The organism is Pseudoalteromonas sp. MMG013 (genome assembly GCF_018100885.1).
In the GTDB taxonomy this organism is placed as follows: Bacteria; Pseudomonadota; Gammaproteobacteria; order Enterobacterales; family Alteromonadaceae; genus Pseudoalteromonas; species Pseudoalteromonas aurantia.
Window position 1 is genome coordinate 89,279 of record NZ_JAGJEE010000009.1, and the last position, 26,351, is coordinate 115,629.

Annotated in this window: 3 protein-coding genes; all 3 read right to left on the reverse strand. The window is 42.2% G+C overall.

The window, feature by feature from the left end:
• Nucleotides 1-36: 36 nt before the first annotated feature.
• From J8L98_RS10980 to J8L98_RS10990, 3 genes are read right to left on the reverse strand one after another with little or no spacing between them, the layout of a single operon-like run.
• Complete coding sequence (locus J8L98_RS10980) at nt 37-2,490, reverse strand: ABC transporter permease (protein WP_210996444.1); 2,454 nt, start codon at nt 2,488-2,490, stop codon at nt 37-39.
• On the reverse strand, nt 2,491-3,225 hold the full coding sequence (locus tag J8L98_RS10985; protein ID WP_210996445.1) for an ABC transporter ATP-binding protein: 735 nt from the start codon (nt 3,223-3,225) through the stop codon (nt 2,491-2,493).
• Between the two features lie 43 nt (nt 3,226-3,268).
• The gene (locus J8L98_RS10990) at nt 3,269-26,263 is read right to left on the reverse strand and encodes a non-ribosomal peptide synthase/polyketide synthase (RefSeq protein ID WP_210996446.1); all 22,995 of its coding nucleotides are present in this window, start codon (nt 26,261-26,263) and stop codon (nt 3,269-3,271) included.
• Nucleotides 26,264-26,351 lie beyond the last annotated feature (88 nt).

The following is a 26,351-nucleotide window of genomic DNA, read 5'->3' on the forward strand; positions in this document are numbered from 1 at the left end:
TAAGGCAGTGCCAACATAGATTATTTTTATGTGACTTTACTCATACTTCAATGATTTAACCGGCTCTGAGTTAGCAGCTTTAAAACACTGCAACGCGACAGTGATACATGCCACTATCACAATGCTGATGCTGACTGAAGCATACATAAAGAATGAAAAATCAACTTGAGATGAGAAGGTTGTCATAAACGAATTAATGGCCAAATATCCAAGTACGCAAGATGCTAAACATGCAAAAATGATGGGTTTGATGAAATCCCACGCTAATAGCGCGACGATTGACCCCGAGGTAGCACCTAACACTTTACGTACACCAATCTCTTTGGTGCGTCTTTGTGTTGCATAAAACGCTAGCGCATACAGGCCCAGTACCGCCATACCAATTGTAATAATGCTTGCAAAAAACGCAGCTTTACTAATACCGGCTGTTTTGGCGTTAATAACATCATTAAAGAGCTGTTCGTAGAACACGCGATCTACAGGGACGCCCGGGTGGTGTTTTGCCCACACAGCATCAATATGATCTAACGCCAACGCGACTTTACTAGGGTCGATTCTGATAATAAGACCACGTAAACTCGAGTTACTTGCTTTTAAGATGCCCGTCGAACGGCTGGTGTTTTCCACGCCACCACTCATTCTAAAGTCATCAATAACACCAATAATGCGATATTTGTAACCATCCTGAGCCAAAATTTCGTCTATGGCCTGCTCTGGTGTAGAGAACCCAAAACGATCAGCGGTTGATTTTGTAATGACCACGCTGTAGGTCGGTGATTTGTCTACTGCACCTTCCATAAATGGCATGAAATCGGCTGGGTAGTCTTGAGAGAACCCGCGACCAGCTAATAGGTTTAAATCAAAAGTTTCAATGTACCTATCATCAACAAAGATAGTGCTCGCTTGTACGGACTCCTCGTTACTTTTTCCTTCAATTTTCCATGAGCTATACACACCCGTTCTAAGTGGTGGCGCCGCAGATTTAGCAACATTGAGTACGACAGGATCACTTAAGAAATCATTGATCATTGCTTGATAGTTAAACTGATTTGGATTGAGTCTGTTATATTTGCTGTCTAATGTGACGACGTTGAAGCGGTCAAAGCCTACGTCCATCGTTTTTAAATGTGAAATTTGTAAGTAAATAGCCAAAGCCAGTAATATCAATGTACCTGAAAATGCAAATTGGATAACTGTTACAATCGTTTTGCCACGACCATTGCCGTTACGCAGTAAGTTGCCGCTGAGTACTTTGGCTGTCTCGGCGCGTGATAGGAATACGGCCGGAATACTACCAGCAATAAAACCAATTAAAGCAATAAACAAAACTAAGATAACAAGAAAATCAACTTGGAAAAGGTTTCCTGCTGTTAATGCTGTATTTGTCAGGTTAGCGTACGCAGGCAGCACGAGGTAGACGACTGGGATAGAAATTAAAAATGCAATGAAAGTTAACAGATATGACTCCGTTAAAAATTGCACGTAAAGCTGCCCAGTTTTAGCACCAAGGGATTTTCTGACGCCAATCTCTTTCATTCTCGTTGGTAATTGAGAAATAGATAGGTTGACAAAATTAATAGCAGCGCTGACTAAAATAAGCACAGAGAATAAAGATAAGCCCCACAAAACGACCTTGCGGTTATTACTTCTTGATTCGTTATTTACCTGACGTTCACTCAAATAAATATCGGCCAATGGTTCTAACATAAGAGTCAGATCCATTTTTTTTGCTCTTGCTTGTTGTTGTTCAGGAATATTGCGTGAAATAAAGCTCTTTAGGTCTTGGCTGATTTCTTGTGCAGCAACATCATTTTCGACTGTCAGGTAGGTGGCCGTTCTTCCGAACCTAAACCACGATGGATTGTGCATAAAGTTTTTGCCATAGCGTTGTTGGCCACTCAATGCTGAAACGATTATGCCTAGATCAATATGTGTGCTTTTTGGCAGGTCTTTAAAAACGGCTGTGACCTTTAATGATACTTTATCGTCCAGTAGAAGCGTTTCACCGATTGCCGGTTTGTCGCCAAAATATTGTTCAGCAACCGATTCGCTTATAATAACAGCATTAGGTGCATTGAGTACATCTGTACTGTGCCCACCAATAAAGTCCAGAGCAAATATGTTTAAAATATCTGACTCGGCCCAGTAATAGTTATGCTCCATAGACTTCATGCCTAACGCAAATTCGCCAAAGCCGCCAGTTACCCTCGCAATGTGCTTTATCTGTGGGTAATCCAGCGCCATTTTGGGAGCAATGGGCTCGGCCGTTCTAGCAGAGTTAACTCGGTGGTCTGTCGTATAACTTGTGCCTACGCGATAGATGTTTTGCCAATTAGAAAAGTGCTTATCATAGCTATTTACAAAATGCACATGCATCAAAACTAGGATGCTACATATTAAACCAATCGCTAAGCTAAGTATTTTAATAAACGATAAAAAAGCCGATGTTTTTATGCTTAAAAGTGACGAATGTAGATAATGCCCGAACATCTAATTCACCTCTTGTGCAGCAACAGCTTTATCTTTGACGGCGTCTATAGCACTTTCTGGCACTAATGTGCCATCAAGGATGCGTACGATACGAGATGCAAAGTTAGCATGCTCACTAGAGTGCGTTACCATTATGACTGTTGTGCCTTCGCTATTTAGCTCTTTGAGTAGATGCATCACTTGGTCGCCATTGGTTGAATCTAAGTTACCAGTGGGCTCATCCGCAAGTAAAACCTTAGGCTCTCCAACGATAGCGCGTGCAATAGCAACTCGCTGTTGCTGACCCCCTGATAGCTGCTTCGGGTAGTGGCTTGCACGATGATCCAAAGCAACTCTTTTTAGTACGGTCTCTACTTTGTCTTTTCGCTGTGCTGCAGGGACGCCTTGATACCGTAAGGCCAGTTCAATATTTTGGAAAACAGTGAGTTCATCAATCAAGTTAAAGCTCTGAAATATAACGCCTATATTTGATCTTCTGATGTCTGCACGTTGGTTCTCTGACCAGCCTGCTAATTCTTTTCCATTGAAAAAATATTGCCCTGTTGAGGGACTATCTAATAGTCCAAGCATATTTAGTAATGTTGACTTACCACCACCAGAAGGGCCCATGATCGAGACAAAGTCTCCTTCATTAATTTCAAGATCGATGTTATTTAAAGCTGTAGTTTCAATGTTAGAAGTTTGATGGACTTTAGTTATGCCCTTTAACTGAATTAGGGTTTTTGTTGTTTTCATTTTGTTCTCTCTACGTAGTATTAAAGGGGGAGCCACCCCCTTATTAAATTTCAATTTCGAAAATTTCTTCGCTGTTTGCCGGATCGCTGTCTATCTTCTGATAGCCAAAACGTGAAGCAACTTCACTGGCAGGCTCACCCAAGAAGTCCTCAGTGATAAACTCTCGCCAACGTTCGGCAACATTGTTGTCTATCTGCTTGTGATCATGAAACTTTACATCTCCGAGCATTTTTGAAAGGGGATGAATGGCATCGGTCATTTTTCCTTTTGCGTCTTTTGTTGGTTCCAGCATCTGCGGTGTGAACTCAATATTCAAAAACTCGCATAGTTCTTTCGTTACTCGCTCAGGTTCATTTACTAGTTCTTCAAACGTAACAAGGTGATGTCTATCACTCGAAACATGCTCTAAAAACTTGAGAATATTCTGATGACACAGCGTCCAAACCAACTCACCTAGCTCTGCCTCTGAGTAATCATGGTCATAAGGAAATAGAAGCTGCGAAATCTTCACTTCCTTAAAGGAATTAATCATGCCGTAAGGGTGGCGAACCAAATGAATATACTTTGCACCTTCAAAGTCGTCTTCAGCTCGCTTTAGAGTTTCTAGATCTAAAGCATAGCTCGCTGTCTTATCGACTAAGATCTTTCCTTCAATGCTGTTTTGTAAGAAACCATAGAAATCCTTGGTAGACATATTTTGTGCCTCTAATGCTCCCATTGTAGAGACAGCTTCTTCCATTGAACAGTTGTTAATTGCCATTAGGAAACGGATCACGCCTTCAAGTCTGAATTCTCCTTTGAGTGATGCAAAATGTTGCTTTCTTTCTTGCAATGAATTGAAAGACAAAAGCTCTAGTTCTGGTGGGGAAGATAGTTCTGGGCTACCTGCAAGCATCGCACGCAGTAGGGTTGAGCCTGATCTGGGCGGAGATAATACAAAAACAGCTGGGCTATTTTTGTTTTTATCATTTGTCTGCTTGGCTTCAAGGCTCGGGATAACCAGCTTTAAGCTCTCTAAATCAGCGTTATTCAGCAGTGTACCTGAAGCGCGTTTTCTGTCCTCACTGATGTCTTGCATCGTTAATATACCGCACTCTACTATGGCTTCGCCATAATGCTTCTTCAAGTACTTAGCTAAATCAACCACGGTGGGGGCTTCGAATACAGCAACCACATAAATGATTTGATTTAGCTTGTCCTGAAGCAGATTCACCATAGTCGCAGCAAGTAAAGAGTGACCGCCTAAGCTAAAGAAGTTGTCATTTCTTCCAACGCGCTCAACACCTAGAATATCTTCCCATAATTCGCATAACATAGCTTCTACGGGATTCTCGGCGGGGGTATATTGCTCCTGCTGTCGATTAGTTTCATTTGGCGCTGGTAGCTTCTTTCTGTCTACTTTGCCATTTGCCGCTTTTGGCAAATCAGCTAAGAAAACAATGAAGGCAGGTATCATGAACTCTGGTAACTTCGTTTTTAGGTACGCTTTTAACTGCGTGGTTTTAGTTTGATGCTCAGCCTCTGAAAGTTCAACGCCCGATGCAGAAATATATGCAACCAAATGATCCACTCCGTTGTTATCGTTCCACACAGCAACCACCACTTCTTCTGTATTGTTAAGCTGTGCAATGTGCATTTCTATTTCAGGTAGTTCGATACGGTATCCATTGACCTTAACCTGTAGATCCGTTCTGCCAATAAAGTCAATATTACCATCTGGCATCCAACGAGCATAATCACCTGTTTTATATAAACGTTTTGGCACTGTACCATCGAATTGACACTGTATAAAGCGCTCATTAGTCAATGCTGGTTTGTTGAGGTATTCTCTCGCCAATCCTTGACCTGCGATATATAGCTCGCCTTGAACACCAACTGGGCTTGGTTGCATTTGCTCATTTAAGATGTACAACTGTGCGTGTGGTACAGCTTTACCTATTGGGACGGACGTTCCACTATGGTTTTGTTCACAGTTATAAACACTACTCCAAACAGCCGCTTCGGTCGGCCCATATTCGTTGCTTAAAATACACGTATCGCTGTTGTGTTGTTCATGGTGCTGATGCACCAACGTTGGCGGACATTCCTCACCTGCAACTATGACTCTTTGTAATGATGCTGGCATTGGCATCTTTGCATTAAGCATACTGCGGTATACACTAGGTAGTGTCAGTAAGTGACTGATTTCTTCACTATTGATTACACCATTGACCTTTGCAAGGTCAAAACCTTCGTCCATATCGATGATAACTAGTTTCGAGCCACTAACTAACGCCCAAAATATCCCAGCAACAGAGCTATCAAACGCATAGGATGAAAATAGTGCAAAGCTACTTGGCGTTTCTGGATACACAAACAACCTTGACTCTGTTGAGCTGGCTAAGTTGCGGTGTTCAACGGCTACCCCTTTAGGTTGGCCAGTGGAGCCTGAGGTATAGATTATGTAAGCCAGATCAGTGGATGCAACACTCACTTCTTTAGGTAATAGGTCTGAATCTGAGTATTTAGATAGTAACTGTCGAGACTGTGTGCGTCGAATATCAAACAGTTCACAGTCAAAAGCACTAAACTTACTACTTAAGGACTCTTCAGTCAGAATTATCTGGACATTAGAGTCTTCAACCATATAGCTCAAACGCGTATCTGGGTATGAGGGGTCAAGTGGCACGTATGCACCACCGGCTTTTAAAACCCCTAAAATGCCTGCAACTATTTCAACGGAACGTTTAACACACAAGCCTACTAAGGTGTCAGCTTTGACGCCTTGCTCGATTAACAAGCGTGCTATTTGGTTAGACCATTCATTTAGCTCTTGATAAGTAACAGATGTATCCTTACAAGACACCGCGACACTTTCAGCGTGTAAATAGCACTGCTGCGTAAACTTATCTAGAATGGTTTCACATGATGGTTGCGTGCTTGCAATACCACTCCAGTTTTGCAGCTGTGTCACTTCTGCTTGACAGAGCATGTTACATTGATAGATATCGCTACAAGCTTCATCCATCATAGCAATAAGAATATTGCGTAAATGCCCAAGTACTTGAGTGATAGTTTTATGTGAGTATTCGTTAGGTCGGTATCCCAATTTGACAGTCAAGGTTTCTTGTAACCCTATCGACAGGGTCAATTCATAGTTAGTCTTCCCTTCAACACTCATACTTTCGACGTCAAAACCTGCAGCGTTGGCTTGCGATGAAAGAGATTTATCCATTGGGTAGTTTTCAAATACAATCAATGAGTTAAATAGGTTTTCTCCTTCAACGCCAGAGAGCCTTTGAATCTCTACTAATGGCAAATATGCGTATTGGTTGCTTTGCTGGAACTCTTGTTGTAACTGTGCAATTAGCGCATCAACCTGCTGTATTCCCTTAAAGGAAACTTTCACAGGAATCGTATTAATAAATAGCCCTAACATGGTATCAACGTCTTTGACTTCAGCTGGACGCCCTGACACTGTAGCACCGAATACAACCTCATCTTCACCATTATATTGATGCAGCAAATAACTCCAGGCTAATTGCACGAGTGTATTTACAGTTGTTTGTTTGGTTTTCGCCAGCTGTTTGAGCTTGTTAGTCTCATACTCGTCAAGCACTAACGATTGCTTGCTATAGCTTGACTCATTATCAGGTTGCTCAAAGCTCTTCACTGCTAATGTAGTTGGCGAGTCAATATGTTTAAGTAATGAGTGCCAATATTCACGTGCTTTTTCATTATCTTGCTGACCCAGCCAAGCAATGTAATTTTCGTAAGACGCAGGTAACTCAATCGGTTGCTGTTCTCCAGAGCATAGGGCGCGATAAGCAGCCAGTACTTCTTTGAAAATAATTGGGAAACACCAACCATCGGTTAATACATGGTGCTGGCTCCAAAGGACTTGATAACGGTTGTTACCTAAATTGAAAAATGCTAATCGGATCAATCCACCGGCTTCAAAATCAAACCCTTTGTTTGCGTCTTGTGACAAGTAGGCATTAAATCTATCTTGCTGCTCAGCTTTGGGGAGTTGTGACCAGTCCTCTTCATACCATGATAATTCTGACGCTTTCAAAACAAGTTGCAATAGTTCGCCATGCTCATTCACAAACGCAGTTCTAAATATATCATTGCGATCTAATAACTTTTGCCAAGCTGCATGAAACTTCTCCTTGTTAACATGTCCTTTCAACTCAAAGTGGATCTGGTTGGTATAAGCCCCTTTCTCCATCACACTGTGGAACCATAGCCCTTTTTGCATAGGGGCTGCAGGGTATATGCGCTGTAAACTTGGGTAACTATCATACCACTTATCAACTTGCTGTTGTGATAGGTCCACTAACGGGAAGTCAGATGGAGTAAACCCACCATGCTCCGTTTTGACACAATGATCAATGACATCAATCAGTGCTGTTTGAATACTCACACTTAGGGCGTCTATGGTTGCTGCGTAATACTGTTCTTCACTGTAGTCCAATTCGAGTAGTAGCTTGCCTGAGAGGATTTTACCTGTGAGTGCTAGCTGCTGGTCTCGTGCTTTAGCTTCACTAATACTGCTTCCGATATTCTCCTTTGCTAACTGGAAAGCACTTGCATTACCAACACTTTGGTCCAGTTGTCCTAGGTAGTTGAACAACAGTTGTGGTGCATTTTCTTGTGCCTTTGCTAGTAGCTCACTATCTTGTCGATGTGAAAGCAGCAACCCATAGCCGATTCCGTTGTGCTGCGTTTGACGGTTTAGCTCTTTGATTGATTTGATAACGTGACCAATATCATCACTTGGGCTAGACAGGACCAATGGATACATGCTTGTAAACCATCCTACTGTTTCACTGAGATCCCAGTCTGTGTTATCCATCTCACGACCATGGCTCTCTAATGTGATTCTATGCTTAGTATTACCACTCCAATTACGTAATCCAATATACACCGATGAAAGTAGTAAATCATTGATTTTAGTCTGGTAAGCCCCATTACATTGATGTAAAAGTTTATCAGTATATTCGACATCAAGATGTACAGGAGATGCGTTTGAAGTCGCTAGTTCAGGTCTATTTTTGCTGACGCTATCAATTGGTAAAGGTGGCACATCATCTTGCAATTGAGATAGCCAATATGATTTTTCTTGCTCGATTCCATCGCTGTGCGCAAACTCATTTAACACCATGCCCCATTGCTGCAATGATGCAGTTTTGGTATAGCTGTTTATGGCTGAGTTATCACGCAATTGTAAGTAGAACTGTTCCAGATCGCGAAGCATTACGCGCCAAGAGACCCCATCCACAATTAAGTGATGTACCACAATAAATATGCGTTGTGCATCGAGCTGCTCAATATCATCAGCGTAGAAGCGAACGACTTTGATAAGGTTTCCTTTTTCTAAATCAAAGCTCTCTTGCCAATGTTGACACCGTTTGTGAATGAACTCAGCTCTTTGTTCTGGCTGTGAAGGTAGCATTTCACTGGCACAGATAGTGTCGACTTGGCTTGTGCTCAGCGCAAGATGCTCGGCTTCCCATTGACCTTGTTCGTCTTTTGAAAATGCGAGTCTCAGTGCATCATGTTTTTCCAATAATGCTTCAACCACTGAGCGCAGCATGTCATGAGATATCTCCTCGCGAGGCGTCAACAATACCGCTTGATTGTAATGATGAACTGCAACACTTTCGCCACTGAGATATTGCTTTTGAATTGGCAGCATGTCCAATTTGCCACTAACAACTTGTGCTGGCGCATTATTTGGCTCAGATTGCTGCGGTTCAGTTGCAAGGTGTGCAGTTAAACGCTCGATAGTTTGGTATTCAAACATTTGTTTCACAGTGATGTCGATACCTAGCCCTTTAGCGCGACTAACAACTTGTAATGATAAGATAGAATCACCACCGACCGCAAAGAAATTGTCGGTAATACCCACTCTTTTGAGTCCAAGTAAATCTTGCCAAACCCCACATAAGCAGTTTTGCATCGTCGTGGTTGGTGCAACGTACTTTTGTGTGCGCTGCAGATTGACATCCACACTTGGTAAGCGTTTTTTATCAACCTTGCCGTTTAAAGTAAGTGGAATAGAATCAAGCAGCATAAATGCACTTGGGATCATATATTCAGGGACTTGCAAACTCAGTTCCTGTCTCACTTTCTCAATTAGAGTGTGTTCATCTTCTGTTATGCCGCTTGATGCCACTAGATAAGACACCAATCGCTTATTATTACCTTCACCAGTCGCGACAACGATGGCCTGTTGAAGATACTCGCTGGCATTTAATTTGGCTTCAATCTCTGCGGGCTCTACGCGGAATCCTTTGAGATTAATTTGTTCATCGGTTCTGCCTATATACTCAAGTTCGCCACAGGCTAGATAGCGAACTAAATCTCCAGTGCGATAAAGTGTTTTGCAAGTACCAATTGTTGTTGGATTGGCCACAAACTTTTCTGCACTCAGCTGTGGATTGTTTAAATAGCCCTGAGCTAACCCATCACCGCCGATAAATAACTCACCTATCGCACCGATAGGCTGCATGGTCATACTATTGTTGAGCACTAACAACTGAGTATTATGAATTGGTGTACCAATAGGAATATTGTGTGATAAGTCATTTACATCAGAGATTTTTTCAATGCTGTATGTGCTACAACCTACTACCGTTTCAGTCGGGCCATACTCATTGATATACAAGCTGTTTGAGGAAATACGTGATTTCCAAGGTGAAAGCACTTTTTGTGTCAACTGCTCACCACCAACGACAAATACATGCTCAACGTCATGACGTGTTTGTTCAACAATCTGCGTACTCAATACATCTAGGTGTGCAGGTGTTATTTTAAACAACCAAGCATGTGCGTCATTCACTATGATGCTTTTCAATTCGTCTATAACATCAACAGACTCAGGTAGTAATCTTACTCTTTTACCGATAGCCAATGGTGCGAACAAAGACGTGAGTGTTGCATCAAATGATAGTGACGAGCTTACGATTGAGCCTATGAGGTGTTCAGCCAAGTAATGCTCACAGGCATAAGTAAGATAGTTGACTGCGCTTTGATGGCTTATCATTACGCCTTTGGGGTTACCTGTCGAGCCAGATGTATAAATGACATAAGCCAAATCTTTAGATGGCTGATCTAAAGGCGCCGTCATAATATTCTCTGCGCTATAAGTATGTAGCTTATTGTCAGAGCTATGATCAAAAATAAATTGCTGACTCTGTACACCATTCAAGGCGGACGTGTAATCCATTTTCGTCAATACAAAAGCTGCTTGCGAATCCGCTAGAATGTGTTTCACTCTAGCTGTTGGTAGTCCAACATCGATAGGTAAGTATACCGCCCCTGCTTTCAATATCCCAAGTACCGACACAACCATTTCAAACGATCTGTCTAGGTAGATAGCAATCGTGGCATTACTCGGTAGCTGCTGTGCAATAATATGAGCTGCCAAACGATTACTGGCCTCATTCAGTGCTTGATAACTCCATTGTTGATCGCCTATTTGTAGTGCAACCTGTTGAGTGTTTCGGGCAACTTGCGCCTCAAATAAATGATGTAGATGAATATCATCTTGGTAGGCCACCTCGGTTTGATTCCAACGAGACAATTGCTCAATATCAGCGTTAGGGACGATCGGTAGCTGCTCAATACATGAATGAGGTTGTTTGACAATAGCCGTTAACAAGGTTTCAAAACTTTCACTGAGCCTTGTGATGGTCTCTTGAGTGAAGATATCGGTCGCAAAAATCCAATTTATGTCTAACCCGTGTTCTGTTTCGTATATTAAAAGATCTAAGTCAAATTTCGCATAGACTTGTTCACTTTCCAACCTTGTTACTTCTATATGATCTAGTTCAAACTCAACTTGCTCATTATTTTGCAATGTCATTGACACTTGGAATATTGGCGAGTGGCTCAAGCTTCTTTGTGGCTGTAATTCATCTACCAGCATTTCAAAGGGTACAGATTGATTATCGTAGCCGGCCAAGATATGCACTTTGTTATTTTGCAGTAACGTCAGAAAGTCTGGGTTGCCAGATAAATCCGTACGATAAACTAGCGTATTCACAAAAAAGCCAATCAATCCTTCAAGGTCCTGATGCGTTCTTCCTGCAATTGGGCCACCTACTACAATGTCATTTTCACCACTCCAACGACCTAATAGAACAGCAAATGCGCTTTGTAACACCATAAATAAACTAGCACTTTGGTCTTTAGCTAAGTCATTTAACTGGTCTGATAATGCCTTATTGATCCTCTGGTTGATTTGCTGCCCATTAAAGCTTTGTGATGCCGGGCGAGGTTTATCAAGAGGCAGGCTATGTATCAAAGGTAGGCCTTCGAGATACGTTAACCAATATTGTAATTGTGATTCCGCTTGTTCACTTTGCAGTTGCGATCGTTGCCAATTTGCATAATCTGCGTACTGAATTGTAAGTGTGGGTAAGGTAGCTTCTTTTGCACTGTTATAAGCAGAATATAGATGCATAAACTCTTTAATAAGCACATTAACAGACCAACCATCAGAGGCGATATGATGCATTGTAAATAGCAATACATGCTCCCGTTTACTGATACGTATTAGACTGACGCGTAAAGGCCACTGTAGCGTTAAGTCAAAGGCTTGTTGCGCATCCTGAGCTATAATTTCATTTAACTTAGGTACTTGGTCATCACAAGCAAGTTCGCTTAGATCAACCTTTGTAATTTCGATACTTGCAACGGGCTCAATGACTTGAACTGCACCGTTAGTTTGTTCAACAAATACCGTTCTTAGGCTTTCATGTCTTGCAACGATTGAATCTAACGATTTTTGAAGTGCTAGGTGGTCCAGTTCACCCTTTAATCTTAAGGCTGAAGGCATATTGTATTGCGCACTCCCACCTTCAAGCTGATCAATAAACCACAGTCTTTGTTGTGCAAATGAAAGCGCTAGCGGCTGCGTTCTTGAAACGGGTGCAATTTGAATGGTTCCTTGGGTATCCAAAGAATCAATATACTGTGCTAAAACTTTGATACAGCTGTGTTCAAACAATACACGTACATTGATGGCTTTACCAAACGTCTTGTTACACTCACTCACAACTCGAGTGGCAAGCAACGAGTGACCACCAAGCGCAAAGAAATTGTCATTTACACCGACTTGTTCTAGTTCTAAAAGGTGCTGCCATTGCTCACAAAGCAGTTGCTCTGTGTATGTCTGTGGCGCCACATACTCGGCTTGCTGTAGATCATCTACGCTCAAAATTGGCAAGGCTTTTTTATCTACTTTACCATTGCTGGTTAATGGCAACTGCTCCAAAGCAATAAATACATCTGGCACCATATATTCTGGTAGTGAGTTACCCAGATCTGTTTTCAGTTCTGAACTGAGCGTTTTATTCACTTCATTTAGCTGCGGGAAGTTGGCTTCATACGACTGTCGATAAGCACTTCTGGCTTGAATTAAAGCGCCCTCTTGACGACTAAAAATAATGTCTAGTTGATCGCGTTCGTCTTGTGACCAAGTTAAGCCAACATAGTATCCACACTGCTCTGCATACGTTAACAGTGCTTCGAATTCAGTTACTTTTTGTTGGGCTGACTCAGTTAATGACCCAGGCTTCGCAGCGGGTTTTATCACTCGCTGGCTTTGCCATTGGCTTAACCCTTCAGACAAAATAACGTCATCTTGAATACGGTAATTCTCTACGCCTGAAACACCAAAACATGTTGAGCTTTGTTCATCTAACAAGGTTTTGATTTGCGCCAGCGAGGTGAAATCATACCAAGCTTGCGGTGAAACGGGGCTTTCTGACTCGTTTGCACCTATGTGTAACGTCACATCATAGCGATAACGCAACATTTCGTTGTCGCCGTGTCCGCGTTTTACTTGAATATCAATACGGGTGATCTCAGGGTAATGTATCTGTAGTTGAGCAAAGTAAGAAGGGCTTAGTAAAAGTTCCTGTTCCTGTAGTAAACGACGTTGTACTCGATTCGACAGTGTCCCCACTGTGGTATTCGTTTGCAAGAAACTATGTTCAACCGCAGTATGGTGAGCTAAAACTAAATCTAAGTTACGAATATCACCTAACATCACCTTACCGCCGCTGCACACTTTAGGTAGGAGGCTCTCAATAACTTGGTTTAAGTACTGGTAGTTAGGGAAGTATTGTATTACAGAGTTAATCACTACCGTGTCAAAGTATGAATTAGGCAAATGTGATATTGCCAACGCATCTCCGTGGGCTAACTCAACATGAGACCAGCCTTTTTTCGCAACGCCCGCTTTAACAAGAGACAGAGCTTGAGTTGATAAGTCAATGGCTGTAACAGATTCACAATGTTGAGCATAGCGGTAAAGTAATAAACCTGTACCACAACCGATTTCAAGCAAACTCTTAGGTTTGAGTGCTTGAATACGCTCGACTGTGCCATCAAGCCACTCACGCATTTGTGGGGTAGCGATAGCATCACCGGTGTAACTGTTATTCCAACCAATAAAGTTAGATTCGGTGTCAAAGTCATTTTCAGACTCGGTATATTGTTCCTCGAATACATCTTGCCATTGGCTTACAATGCTTTGGTTTGAAAGCCTTGCAGCTTCATCAAGATAGCTTCGTGCAGGACAAACGTGAGCAACAAGCTGTTTATCACCATTAGATTTTTCATTAATAGTTACGATGGCATTGCTAAGGCGCGCATTTGCAGCCAAAGTATGCTCAATTTCTCCAAGTTCAACCCTAAAACCACGCAATTTAACCTGATCATCACTTCTACCAACATACTCTAAGTTGCCATCATTACGATAACGCACTAAATCACCGGTTTTATACAAGCGAGCACCGGAGCGTGTGCTAAATGGGTTGTTAATAAAGCGCTCGGATGTTAAATCTGGTCTATTGATATAACCGGCAGAAACCCCCTCTCCTCCAACATACAGCTCACCGATGGCGCCCACATGAACCTGTTGTCTATGCTTGTCCAATACATAAGCGCTTAGGTCTGGAAGCGGCTTGCCTATCACATTGACGTCACTACTTTGTATGCCATTTGCATAAATAGGATTGAATGTAACATGCACTGTAGTTTCGGTAATACCGTACATATTGATCAATTGTGTGTGTGTGTTGGCATAGCCTTGATGCCATAAACCGACGGTATCTTGGCTTAGCGCCTCACCACCGAATATCACGTACTTTAATTCATTTAAACCAGCGTAATTGTCATTCGTTGTCACCGTGAGTAGGTGTTTAAATGCTGAAGGAGTCTGGTTTAAGACCGTAACATTGTGTTGCTCTATCAATTTTAAGAACTGGTTTGCATCTCTAGATACCCAGTAAGGCACTATTAGCAAACGAGCGCCGTTAAATAACGCTCCCCAGATTTCCCATACAGAAAAGTCAAAAGCATACGAATGAAATAGAGTCCAAGTATCGGTGTCATCAAAGTTAAACAACGAAGAGGTGTTCGTAAACAGACGTACAACATTATGATGCGTTACACCCACACCTTTAGGTTTACCTGTTGAGCCTGAGGTATAGATCACATAGGCTAAGCTTTGCGCATTATTATGTGCCACAATTGGCTGTTGAGATGGGTATTTATCGAGTAAATAGCGTGTCTCTTCACTGTCAATACAAACGAGTGCCACATTGAATTGCTCTGCCTTTTCTAGCAACTTAGACTGAGTTAACAGCAACTTAATCTCGCTGTCCTCGACAATATATTGGGCTCTACTTTGTGGGGAGTTTGGATCAATAGGCACATAGGCTGCACCCGATTTAAGTACCGCTAAGATTGCTATCAGCATGTCGATAGAACGTTCTACAAAAACCCCGACCAACGCTTGAGGCTCTAAACCTTGCTCAGTTAAATAATTGCAAAGCTGATTGGCTTTGTCATCTAATTGCTGATAGGTGAGTTGTGTATCTTCACATAATACCGCAATGGCATGTGGCGTTTGTTTAACTTGCGACTCAAAAACAGTGTGGATACTTTGGCTTTCAAAGCGCTCTACACGACCTTGCTTAGCCCAAGCGAGTAACTTACTTGTATCGTGAGGTGTTAAGTAATTAATGTTCTCGACTAAACAATTTGGATTCTCAGTGATACTGGTTAGTAATACCTCAAAACTCTGACCTAAGCGGGTAATTGTGTCTGTGTTGAAAATATCAGTTGCATACAACCAATCAACTGCTAATCCTTCTTCTGTTTCTTTTAAAAACAGCGAAAGGTCAAATAGCGTAAGTGAATCATGCGGGTCAGATATTTCAACCTCAAGGTCTGGCAGAACTAACTCAACATCCTCGTTGTTTTGTAACGTAATCGACACTTGGAAGATAGGAGAGTAACTTAAGCTACGCTCTGGCTGTAACTCATCAACAAGCATTTCAAATGGAATAAGCTGATTATCATACGCTTCTAAATTGTTGACTTTATTATGTTCCAAGACGGTTAAGAAATCTGGATTACCTGTGAGATCGGTTCTATAAACAAGTGTGTTAACAAAGAAGCCGATCAGGCTTTCAAGATCTTGGTGTGTACGTCCAGCAATAGGGCTCCCCATTACGATATCGCTTTCACCACTCCAACGACCTAACAAAACAGCAAAGGCACTTTGCAACACCATAAATAAACTCGCATTGTGGTCATTTGCCAAACGATTGAGTTTGTTTAACAACTCCTTGCTAAATACTTGTTGGATCTTATGGCCTGCAAAGCTTTGCTTGGCAGAACGAGGTCTATCTAAAGGCAAGCCATGCACTAATGGCAACCCTTCTAAGCGCGCCAGCCAATAATCTAGCTGTGCGTTTGCTCCTTCACTGGCCAAGTGCGTTCGTTGCCACTGTGCATAGTCCGCATACTGAACCTTTAGCTGCGGCAATATAGCTGTTTTGCCTTGACAATGTGCTGAGTATAAATCTCTGAACTCTTTAATAAGTACACTTACAGACCAACCATCTGACACGATGTGGTGCATCGTAAATAGCAACATATATTCATCGGATGCTAAGTGGACCAAGCTGACACGCACAGGCCACTGTTGGCTGAGATCAAAAGCGCGTTGTGACTGTTCGGTAACAAACCTATTGAGATAGGTAGACGCATACACTTCATCTTTCGTACGCAAATCTACCTCAGTGATCGGAAGTTGTGAGACAGGTTCGATAACTTGAACAGGCTGGCCGTCACTTTCTTTGAAAATAGTTCGCAGACTTTCGTGTCTTGCGATGATGTCATCCAAAGATGCTTGTAGCGCAGCAAAATTCAAAGAGCCTTTTAATTTCAATACCGCCGGCACGTTGTACTGAGCACTCCCTCCTTCGAGTTGGTCAATAAACCAAAGTCTCTGCTGTGCAAAAGAAAGTGGTAAAGGCTGAGCTCTTGATGCGCGCACAATATGAGTCGCTTGCTCAGACGCTAGAGAGTCAATATACAAAGCTAGTTCGCGAATGTGACTGTATTCAAACAGTGCACGTACGCTGATGGTCTTACCAAATACAGCACTGCAAGCACTGACGACTCTAGTTGCCAGTAGTGAGTGACCACCTAAGGCAAAGAAATTATCATTTACACCCACTTGCTCTAGATCTAAGAATTGCTGCCACTGTTCACACAAAATATGCTCAGTAGGAGTAGTTGGTGCCACATACTCTGTCTTTTGCAAATCAAACACATTTATGTTCGGCAGTGCTTTTTTATCTACTTTACCGTTTGCAGTTAATGGTAAGTGCTCTAAAGCAATAAATGCGTCTGGAAGCATATACTCTGGGAGTGTTTTACTTAGCTCATTTCTAAGCTCTGCACTGAGCGCTTTATTCACTTCATTAAGCTGTGGGAAGTTGGCTTTGTACGTTTGGCAATACTCCCCTCTTGCCTGAATAAGGGCTCCTGCATCTTGGCTAAAGATAATATCTAGTTTTGTACTATGCTCTTGTGACCAAGTGACACCACAGTGATAGCCGCATTGCTGAGCATAAGTGAGTAATGATTCTAGCGCTTCTACCTGTTGTTGTGCATGGGTAGTCAACGAGCCAGGTTGTGAAACCGGTTTTATCATTCTCGTGCTTTGCCATTGGCTTAAACCTTCTGACAACGTGACATCATCAACAATTCTATGGTTATCTACTCCTGATACACCAAAACATGTTGCACTTTGTTCTGTTAAGAGGATCTCAAGCTCAGAGATAGACGTAAAGTCATACCAAGTTTCAGGCATGATAATGGCGCTTTCGCTATTGTCACCTTTGTGTAAAACAACATCGTAGCGATAACGCAACATTTCGTTATCGCCGATACCACGCTTTACGAGTATATCAACATGCGTTATTTGCGGATAACGCGTCTGTAGTTGGGTAAAGTATGATGGGCTTAAAAGTAGCTCTTGCTCTTGTAATAATCGACGTTGCACACTACTGGAGAATGTTTTGACTGACGTACTCTTATTCAGCATGCTTCGTTCAACGGCACTATGGTGCGCCAGCATTAAGTCTAGATTGCGAATATCACCGAGCATTATCTTGCCGCCAGAACGAATAGCAGACAAGGCGCCAACAATTACCTGTTCGAGGTATTGGCTATTAGGAAAATATTGTACAACGGAGTTAATCACAACCGTATCAAAGTGAGATTTAGGTAGCTGCTCCAGCGCTAAAGCGTCGCCTTGCGCTAGTTTGACATGCGACCAGTCTCTTGCATCGATACCGGTTTGTACCAAAGAAAGTGCCTGTGCAGAAATATCAAGGGCGGTAACAGAATCGCACTGCTGGGCATAACGGTATAGCAATAAGCCAGTACCACAACCAATCTCAAGCAAATTCTTAGGACGAAGCTTTTGAATACTCTTTACTGTCCCATCTAGCCATTCTTGCATCTGTGGGAGAGGGATAGCTTCACCAGTGTAACTGTTGTTCCAGCCGACAAAGTTTGACTCAGTATCATAGTCTTGCTCAGGCTCAGTATATTGTTGCTCAAATACATCTTGCCATTGATTTACGATCTCTTTATTAGAACGTTTAGCCGCATCATCTAGATAGCTGCGTACTGGACAAACATGGGCAATTAACTGTTTATCACCATTACTCTTTTCATTTAATGTAACGACTGCGGCACTTAGTTGTTCTGTTGCTATCAGTGATTGCTCAATCTCACCGAGTTCAATCCTAAAGCCGCGCACCTTGACCTGATCATCAATTCGGCCAAGGTACTCTAAGTTGCCATCAAGGCGGTATCTGGCAAGGTCACCTGTTTTGTATAGTCTCGCTGCTTTATCGTCATTAAATGGATGTTGAATAAAGCGTTCCGCTGTCAATTGTGGCTTATTAATGTAGCCTCTAGCGAGTCCAACGCCACCAATGTGAAGCTCTCCCACCACGCCCAGTGGTACCTGACGGTGTGACTTATCAAGAATATATAGTTGTATGTTACTGATTGGCTTTCCTATAGGGACTACTTTTAGCGCTTGATCACGTGGCGCATGCCAGTAACTAACATCAATAGCTGCCTCAGTGGGTCCATATAGATTGTGTAATTGTGCTGGGTGCGCCTCATGGAACAGTGCAACTATTTCTGCAGGCAATGCTTCACCACTACAGAAAACTTGCTTGACTGAATGACACAGTGACCAAGTTGAATGTTGCAGCATTGCAGCTAACATTGATGGCACAAAGTGCAGTGTCGTGACCCCCTGTTCATTAATTAAATCACATAGGTAGTTAGGATCTTTATGGCCTTCAGGCTTGGCAACCACTAACGTAGCGCCTGTGATCAGTGGCCAAGTAAATTCCCAGACCGATACATCAAAACTAAACGGTGTTTTTTGTAGTACGGTGTCTTCATCACTGAGTGAATATTCACGCTGCATCCATTGAACACGGTTCACGAGCGCTTGATGCTCTATCATTACCCCTTTTGGCTGGCCTGTAGAACCTGATGTATAAATCACATAGGCCAAATTATTTGCCGCTACTTCCAATTCTGCTAGGATCGGGTTGTGCGTTGGATGGTTTTCGAGTTTTGCTTTGCATTCATTGTTATCAAGTGAGAAAAATTGAGTGTCATAGGGTGTAAATTTATCAGCAAATGCTGCCTGACCTAGGATAAGCTTAGGCTGAGCATCATCAAGAATATAAGCAATACGTTGTGCTGGATAAGTGGGCTCAAGCGGCAAATATGCACCACCTGCTTTTAAAATAGCGTAGATTGCAACGATCATCTCTAAAGAGCGCTCGGCACATATACCAACCAAACTATCTGGCTTGACACCTTGTTCAATCAAATAAGCAGCAAGTTGATTCGCTTTTTCATTGAGCTGCTGATATGACACGCCATCATTTTCAAAGACAACTGCAATTGCATCTGGTGTTTGCTTCACTTGCGCTTCAAACAGCTCATGTATTGTGAGTGTACCTGAAAATGCTGATGTATTTTGCGTATGCCACTGCGTCAATTGACGTGTATCAGCCTGGGTAATGTAATTTAAGCTTTCAACCTCGATATGAGGGTTGGCAACAATACTGTTTAAGAGCGCCTCAAAGCTTTCGCCTAAACGTGTAATGGTTTGTTCAGTAAAAATATCTGTTGCGAATAACCATTCAACATCAAGCCCTTGCTCTGTCTCTTTTAAGAAAAGTGACAAATCAAATAAACTCTTTGCGCTATAATGCTCTGCCACTTCAACGTCAAGCTCTGGTAACTCTAACGCCACATCTTCATTGTTTTGCAATGTAATGGAAACTTGGAATATCGGCGAATGGCTTAAGCTACGCTCTGGTTGTAGCTCATCAACCAACATTTCAAAAGGCACAAGTTGATTTTCATAACCAGCTAAAATATGCGCTTTATTGGTATTTAACAAAGTAATAAAGTCAGGATTGTCAGACAGATCGGTTCTATAAACAAGAGTGTTCACAAAGAAGCCCATTAGCCCTTCAAGTGCTTGGTGATTACGACCAGCGATTGGGCTACCAACAACGATGTCCTTTTGTGAACTCCACAACCCTAATAGTACAGAGAATGCACTTTGTAAGATCATAAACAAGCTTGCATCATTGTCACGCGCAAGTTGGCTTAATTGCTCCATTAAGTTTGCATCAATTGTTTGGTAAATCTTTTGTCCTGCAAAGCTCTGCGTGGCGGGACGCGGATTATCTAATGGTAAATTATGCACCAATGGCAAACCAGCTAAACGCTCTTGCCAGTAGGCGAGCTGTCGTTTTGTTTGTTCACTTGCTAATAACTCACGCTGCCACTGTGCATAGTCTGCATACTGGATAGGAAGTGCTGGTAAAGTACTCTCTCTGCCAGTTGAAAATGATTGATATAAAGCACTTAGTTCTTTTATAAACAAGTGGATAGACCAACCATCAAAAGCAATGTGGTGCATCGTCACTAGAACCATATGCTCTGACTTAGCAAGTTTCAGCAGAGAAACTCTGATAGGCCAATCTGTATGAAGCATAAACGCTCTAGCGGCTTCAGTTTGGATCACATGCTTCAACTCACTTTCACGCGCTTCACTTGGCTTTGCACTGATATCTAGACGTGCTATTTTCAAAGTGTCGTGTGGCTCAATATTTTGAATTGGCTTACCCGAAATCTCTTTGAATGTCGTGCGCAAAATTTCATGACGTTGAATTATTGCATCTATGGATTGTTGTAACGCGAGTTCATTTAAGCTGCCAGACAATCTGATCGTTGCAGGCATATTATATTGAGCACTGCCACCTTCTAGTTGATCAATAAACCACAACCGCTGCTGTGAGAAAGATAAAGATAAAGGCTGTGCTCTAGAAACCGGTTCAATCGCATAATATTGGGTGGTGCAAGTTGTGTTTATCAGCTCTGCGAGCGCTTGAATTGTCTCATTTTGGAAAAATTCACGTACAGTGACTTCTTTACTAAATGTTTCACTACATGCACTCACGACTCGCATCGCTAATAGTGAATGCCCACCGATATCAAAAAAGCTTTCATCTGTTGATATAAGCTCTTTATCAAGTAGTCTTTGCCAAATTCCGAGTAATTTCAATTCAGTGTCATTACATGGCAGTTTGATTGCTCTTTTAGAAGCAGGTAGCTGTGTAATTTCAACAAGTGCTTTTCTATTGAGCTTTCCGTTGCTAGTCAATGGCAGCGCTTCGAGTAAAACCACCTCTGATGGTACTAAGTAATCCGGCAATAGTTTAGCTAAGTCAGACTTAATAGACGCCTTGTAATTTTCTACTTCATTGATAGACGTAATAGATGAAGTGACATAACTGACCAAACGTTTGTCATGCACAGAACCGACAGCAATAACAGCCGCTTCTCTTACTTGCGGCAAATGTCTCAAGTGATGTTCTATTTCGCCTAGTTCAACCCTAAAGCCACGGACTTTTACCTGATCGTCCGTTCGCCCTATATAAGCTAAATTGCCATCTTGACAATAGCGTACCAAATCCCCCGTTCTGTATAATCGCGTGTGAACATTGCCATCAAACGTGTGTTTTACAAATCGCTCTGTGGTCAGTTCCGGTTTATTCATGTAGCCACGGGCAAGGCCTACACCTGCAATATATAGCTCTCCGACTAGGCCTAATGGCACTTGGTTTCTATCTTTATCTAGAACATACAGCTGGATGTTGTTAATTGGTTTACCAATTGGTACGAGACTGACCTGCTGATCACGTTGTGCTGGCCAATAACTGACATCTATTGCAGCCTCAGTAGGTCCATACAAGTTGTGTAAAGCCGCGCAATGGGTCGCATGAAACTCAGCAACCAATTCACTCGATAGCGCTTCACCACTACAAAAAACTTGCCTAACTGACGAGCAACCTTTCCAGCTTGGGTGTTGTAGCATCGCTGCCAGCATAGAAGGGACGAAGTGTAAGGTGGTCACACCCTGTTCAACAATCAAATCACACAAGTAGCTTGGATCTTTATGGCCGTGAGCATTTGCCATAACAAGGGTTGCCCCACTGACCAGTGGCCAGATAAATTCCCAAACAGAGACATCAAAACTAAATGGCGTTTTTTGGAGCACCTTATCGCTTGAGGTCAGTTCATACTCATGTTGCATCCAATCTATGCGATTTACCAAGGCTTGATGTTCCAACATAACGCCTTTTGGTTGCCCCGTTGAGCCTGATGTATATATGACATATGCGAGATTGCGTGAAGTTAGACCCAGCTCACCTGGCGACGGGTTGGTCGCTGGGTAACCCGATACAATTTCAGAGCTCGTGTCACAATCAAGTGCCAAAAACGGCACACTGTCATCGGCAAACATATGTTCAAAGCGCAGTTGACCGAGTACCCACTCAGGTTTTGCATCGTCCAAGATATAGGTCAATCGCTGTGCGGGGTAATCAGGGTCCAATGGGACATATGCGGCCCCTGATTTTAGAATCGCCAGCAATGCGACTACCATCTCAATTGAACGCTCAGCACATAACCCAACTAAGCTATCAGGTTTGATTCCCTGTTCAATCAAGTAACCAGCTAATTGGTTAGCGCTATCATTAAGCGCTTTATATGTGAGCTTTTGGCTTTCGAAAACCAGTGCTGTAGCATTAGGTGTCAGTTTAACCTGCTCTTCTATTTGCGTATGAATACACATATCGACTGGAAAATCGGTTGCCGTTTTATTCCAATGAGTCAAACTAGTAATTTCAACACCAGTCAAAATATTATGTGACGATAAAGCCTGTTCAGGACTTGACATTACTTTTTCAAGCAAGAGGGTAAAATGTTGAATCATGCGTTGGGCGGTGTCACGTTCAAACAACTCAAGACAGTATTCTAGCTTTGCAATGGCCCCTTCTTGTGTTTCAAAGATATCAAGTGAGAGGTCGTATTTTGAAACCCCTCTATCACAGGCTTGCTCCTCTACTTGAAGGCCGATGAAATTCAACTGCTCAGCATGATTGCGCTGTAATGAGAAAGCCACTTGAAACAACGGTGAATAGCTCAAGCTACGTTCGGGTTTAATCGCCTCAACCACTGAGTCAAATGGTAAGTTCTGATGGGCTATTGCTTCTAAGCAATTTCCCTTCACGGTTTGCAATAAGTCAATAAAGCTCGCTTGAGATTCACAGTGAGTGCGGATCACAAGGTTGTTAACAAAATAGCCAACTAAATTGGCGACTTGATGACTTGCTCGATTCGCAACCGCTGAACCCACAGAAATATCAGCGCTGCCAGAATAAATAGACAGTAGCGCTTTATATGCAGATAGCATCACCATAAATGGCGTAGCGTCATGCGCTTTGGCTATCGCTTTCACATTTTTATACACAGAAGGCTTGATAACAAACTGCTCTGTTGCGCCTTTAAAAGACTGCTCTGCAGGTCTTTGATGATCATATGGCAAATGTAGTAAAGGCTGTGAGTCAGCCAGCTTATTTTGCCAATATTCACGCTCAGTTGTTAGTTTCTGTGGACTCAAATGCTCTTTTTGCCAGCGAGCATAATCATTGTATGAAATGGATAATGGGGTTAATATCGGTTGCTTGCCTTTAAGGGCTGCATTGTAGCTCTCACTGAGTTCTTTAAACAAAATAGACGCGGAGAGGCCGTCAGAAATAATGTGATGAATATTAAATATCACACAGTACTGTGCATTAGCTTTTTTTGCAATAATGACTCTGAACAAGCTTTCTTTATTTAAATCAAATTGATAGCTTTCTTCACTCGCGATCAGTTGCGCCTCTTTCTGCTGACTCGACTGTGCATCAAGTTGTTCAAAATCATAAGTGAGCAGAGGCAGTTCATTTGGTGCTTGTAGCCTAGCCACAACTGTTTCCTTAGACTCTTTAAAGCGTGTTCTAAGGCTTGCATGGCGCTCAATAAGCATTTGCAAACATTCAGAAATTACTTTTATGTCCAAATGGCCAGTAATATTAAACACCGACAGCAAATTATAAACAGGCAACTGGTCAACAAGCTTATCCATAAACCACAATGCTTCTTGCCCAAATGACAACGCATTATTTTCAGACCCTTCAAAGCGAGTGATCTGAGTTGTCTGATCAAGAGCAGATTGCGTGTTGTGGGTTGCTAACGTTTGTGACAGTGATTGCGCCATTTCTATAACGCTCACGCCACTGAATAGATCATTTAAGCTTAACTTAACTGCTAAGTCTTTTTCTATTTGGTGCGTCAATTCAATCGAGTTAAGAGATTCCAACCCTAGGGCTATCACCGCTTCTTCTAGCTCAGAATCTTTGATTAATCGCTTCGTTAACTGACACAGCAATACTTTTAAATACTGTGTGACCAGCTCAGTTAGATGTGTGTAATTGAATTGTGCGCTGTTGACGTCATGTGTTATATAATCAAGTATCTGTTCGCTAAGCTCGCCTTGTTTAGCATGTGCATCTTCTGGCACAGCTCGAACAACGTCATCTTCTGCAACAATGGCAAGAGCACCTTGTAAATAGGCTTCTTTAGTCGCTCTTCTTCGAATTTTACCACTTGATGTTTTTAAGCTTGCACCAGGTTTAAGTAAAACAACATTTTCGACACTTAATTCAAATTCGCTTGAAATTGCCTGCTTTATAGCATCAGTCATAGACTGGTACTGTTTATTTCGCACCGCCTTTCGACTCACCTCTGCGACCAAAGTCAATTTTTCTTGACCATGCTCATCAGAGAAAGAAATGGCGGCACACCCACCTTTTTGTAACTCTGGATGGCTACTTTGAGCACACCACTCTAAATCTTGAGGATAGAAGTTTTGGCCTCGAATTATTAGCAAGTCTTTTAGGCGACCGGCAATAAACAATTCATTGTTATGTGTAAAACCAAGGTCACCAGTGCGATACCACCCCTTTTTATGAGTGTTAGTTGTCTCTTGGTCGAACACTTGGCTGTTTAGTTCGTCCATTTTCCAATAACCACGAGAGAGGCTCGGCCCGCGCACCCAAATTTCACCTACTTGCCCTGCTGATAGTTCTTCATACGTGTCAGGATTAACAATGATTAACTCATGTTTAGACTGCATTTGGCCACACGCAACAAGCTCGATAACGTTATCTTCTGAATCAATCGAATCTGCAACGACTAAATTGTCCGCAAGTGCCTTTGCTGCAAATTTTTGTGTAACTGCTTGTGAGTTGACGCGACCACCGGTCAGAAACACCGTCGCCTCAGCCATACCGTAACTTGGGTAGGCTGCCTCTTTTTTAAAACCATACTTAGAGAATGCGTCATAGAACTTCACTAAGGTCTGTGCCTGAATGGGCTCTGCTGCGTTGAAAGCGACTTCCCAAGTGCTTAAATCTATTGAACTAAGATCAAGGTGTGCGAGCTTATCCACGCACAATTCAAAAGCAAAATTTGGTGCGCCGCATATCGTACCACCAAACTCAGTAATTGCTTCAAACCAACTCGATGGCTTCTGAATAAACTTCACAGGTGGCATTAGGACTGATTTTGCACCTAAATAAACAGGAAGCAATATCGTATTAACAAGACCCAAGTCGTGAAACATAGGTAACCAGTTTACAAATACATCGTTACGGTTACACCCTGTTGCTTCTACCAACGTTTCTAAGTTTGCTACGATATTGCCATGGGAGATCATGACACCTTTGGGTGCCCCTGTGGAGCCAGATGTATACTGCAAGAATGCAAGATTGTCTCGCTCAGCTTCAAAAAATGACAATTGCGTATCAACTTCAATGTTGTCCGTAAATAAAACCTGCTCAAATGAACGCTCTTCAGATGCGTATTTTGTTAAAAACGGCTCAACACTTTGGTTAGATAGAATAAGCTGTGCATCACAGTTAGAGAGTACATTCGTTACCCTCTCCACGTTTTTATACGTCCTGGGTGTATAAAGTGGAACTGCAACCACCCCAGCTCTTAAACAGGCATAAAATGCGAAAATGAAGTCTAGCCCAGGAGGGTAAAGTAGAATGACACGATCACCCTTATTCGCCTTTTGTAATATTGTATTAGCTAGCGTATTGGATTTTTGAAATAGTTCTAGGTAGCTGGTTTCAGTCCTTTCATTTCCATTATCAAAAATAAAGGCTGTTTTGTTTCCGTTTTCTTCGGCTCTGATTTTTAATAAGTCAATTAACGTCATGTTTAAAGAATTCAAATTGTTTACTGGCATCTGGTTTTGATCGCTGTTTTTATTTTACTTTGCAGCTGATAGCGCAAAGTTAGCCATTATTGGCGCACTCAGA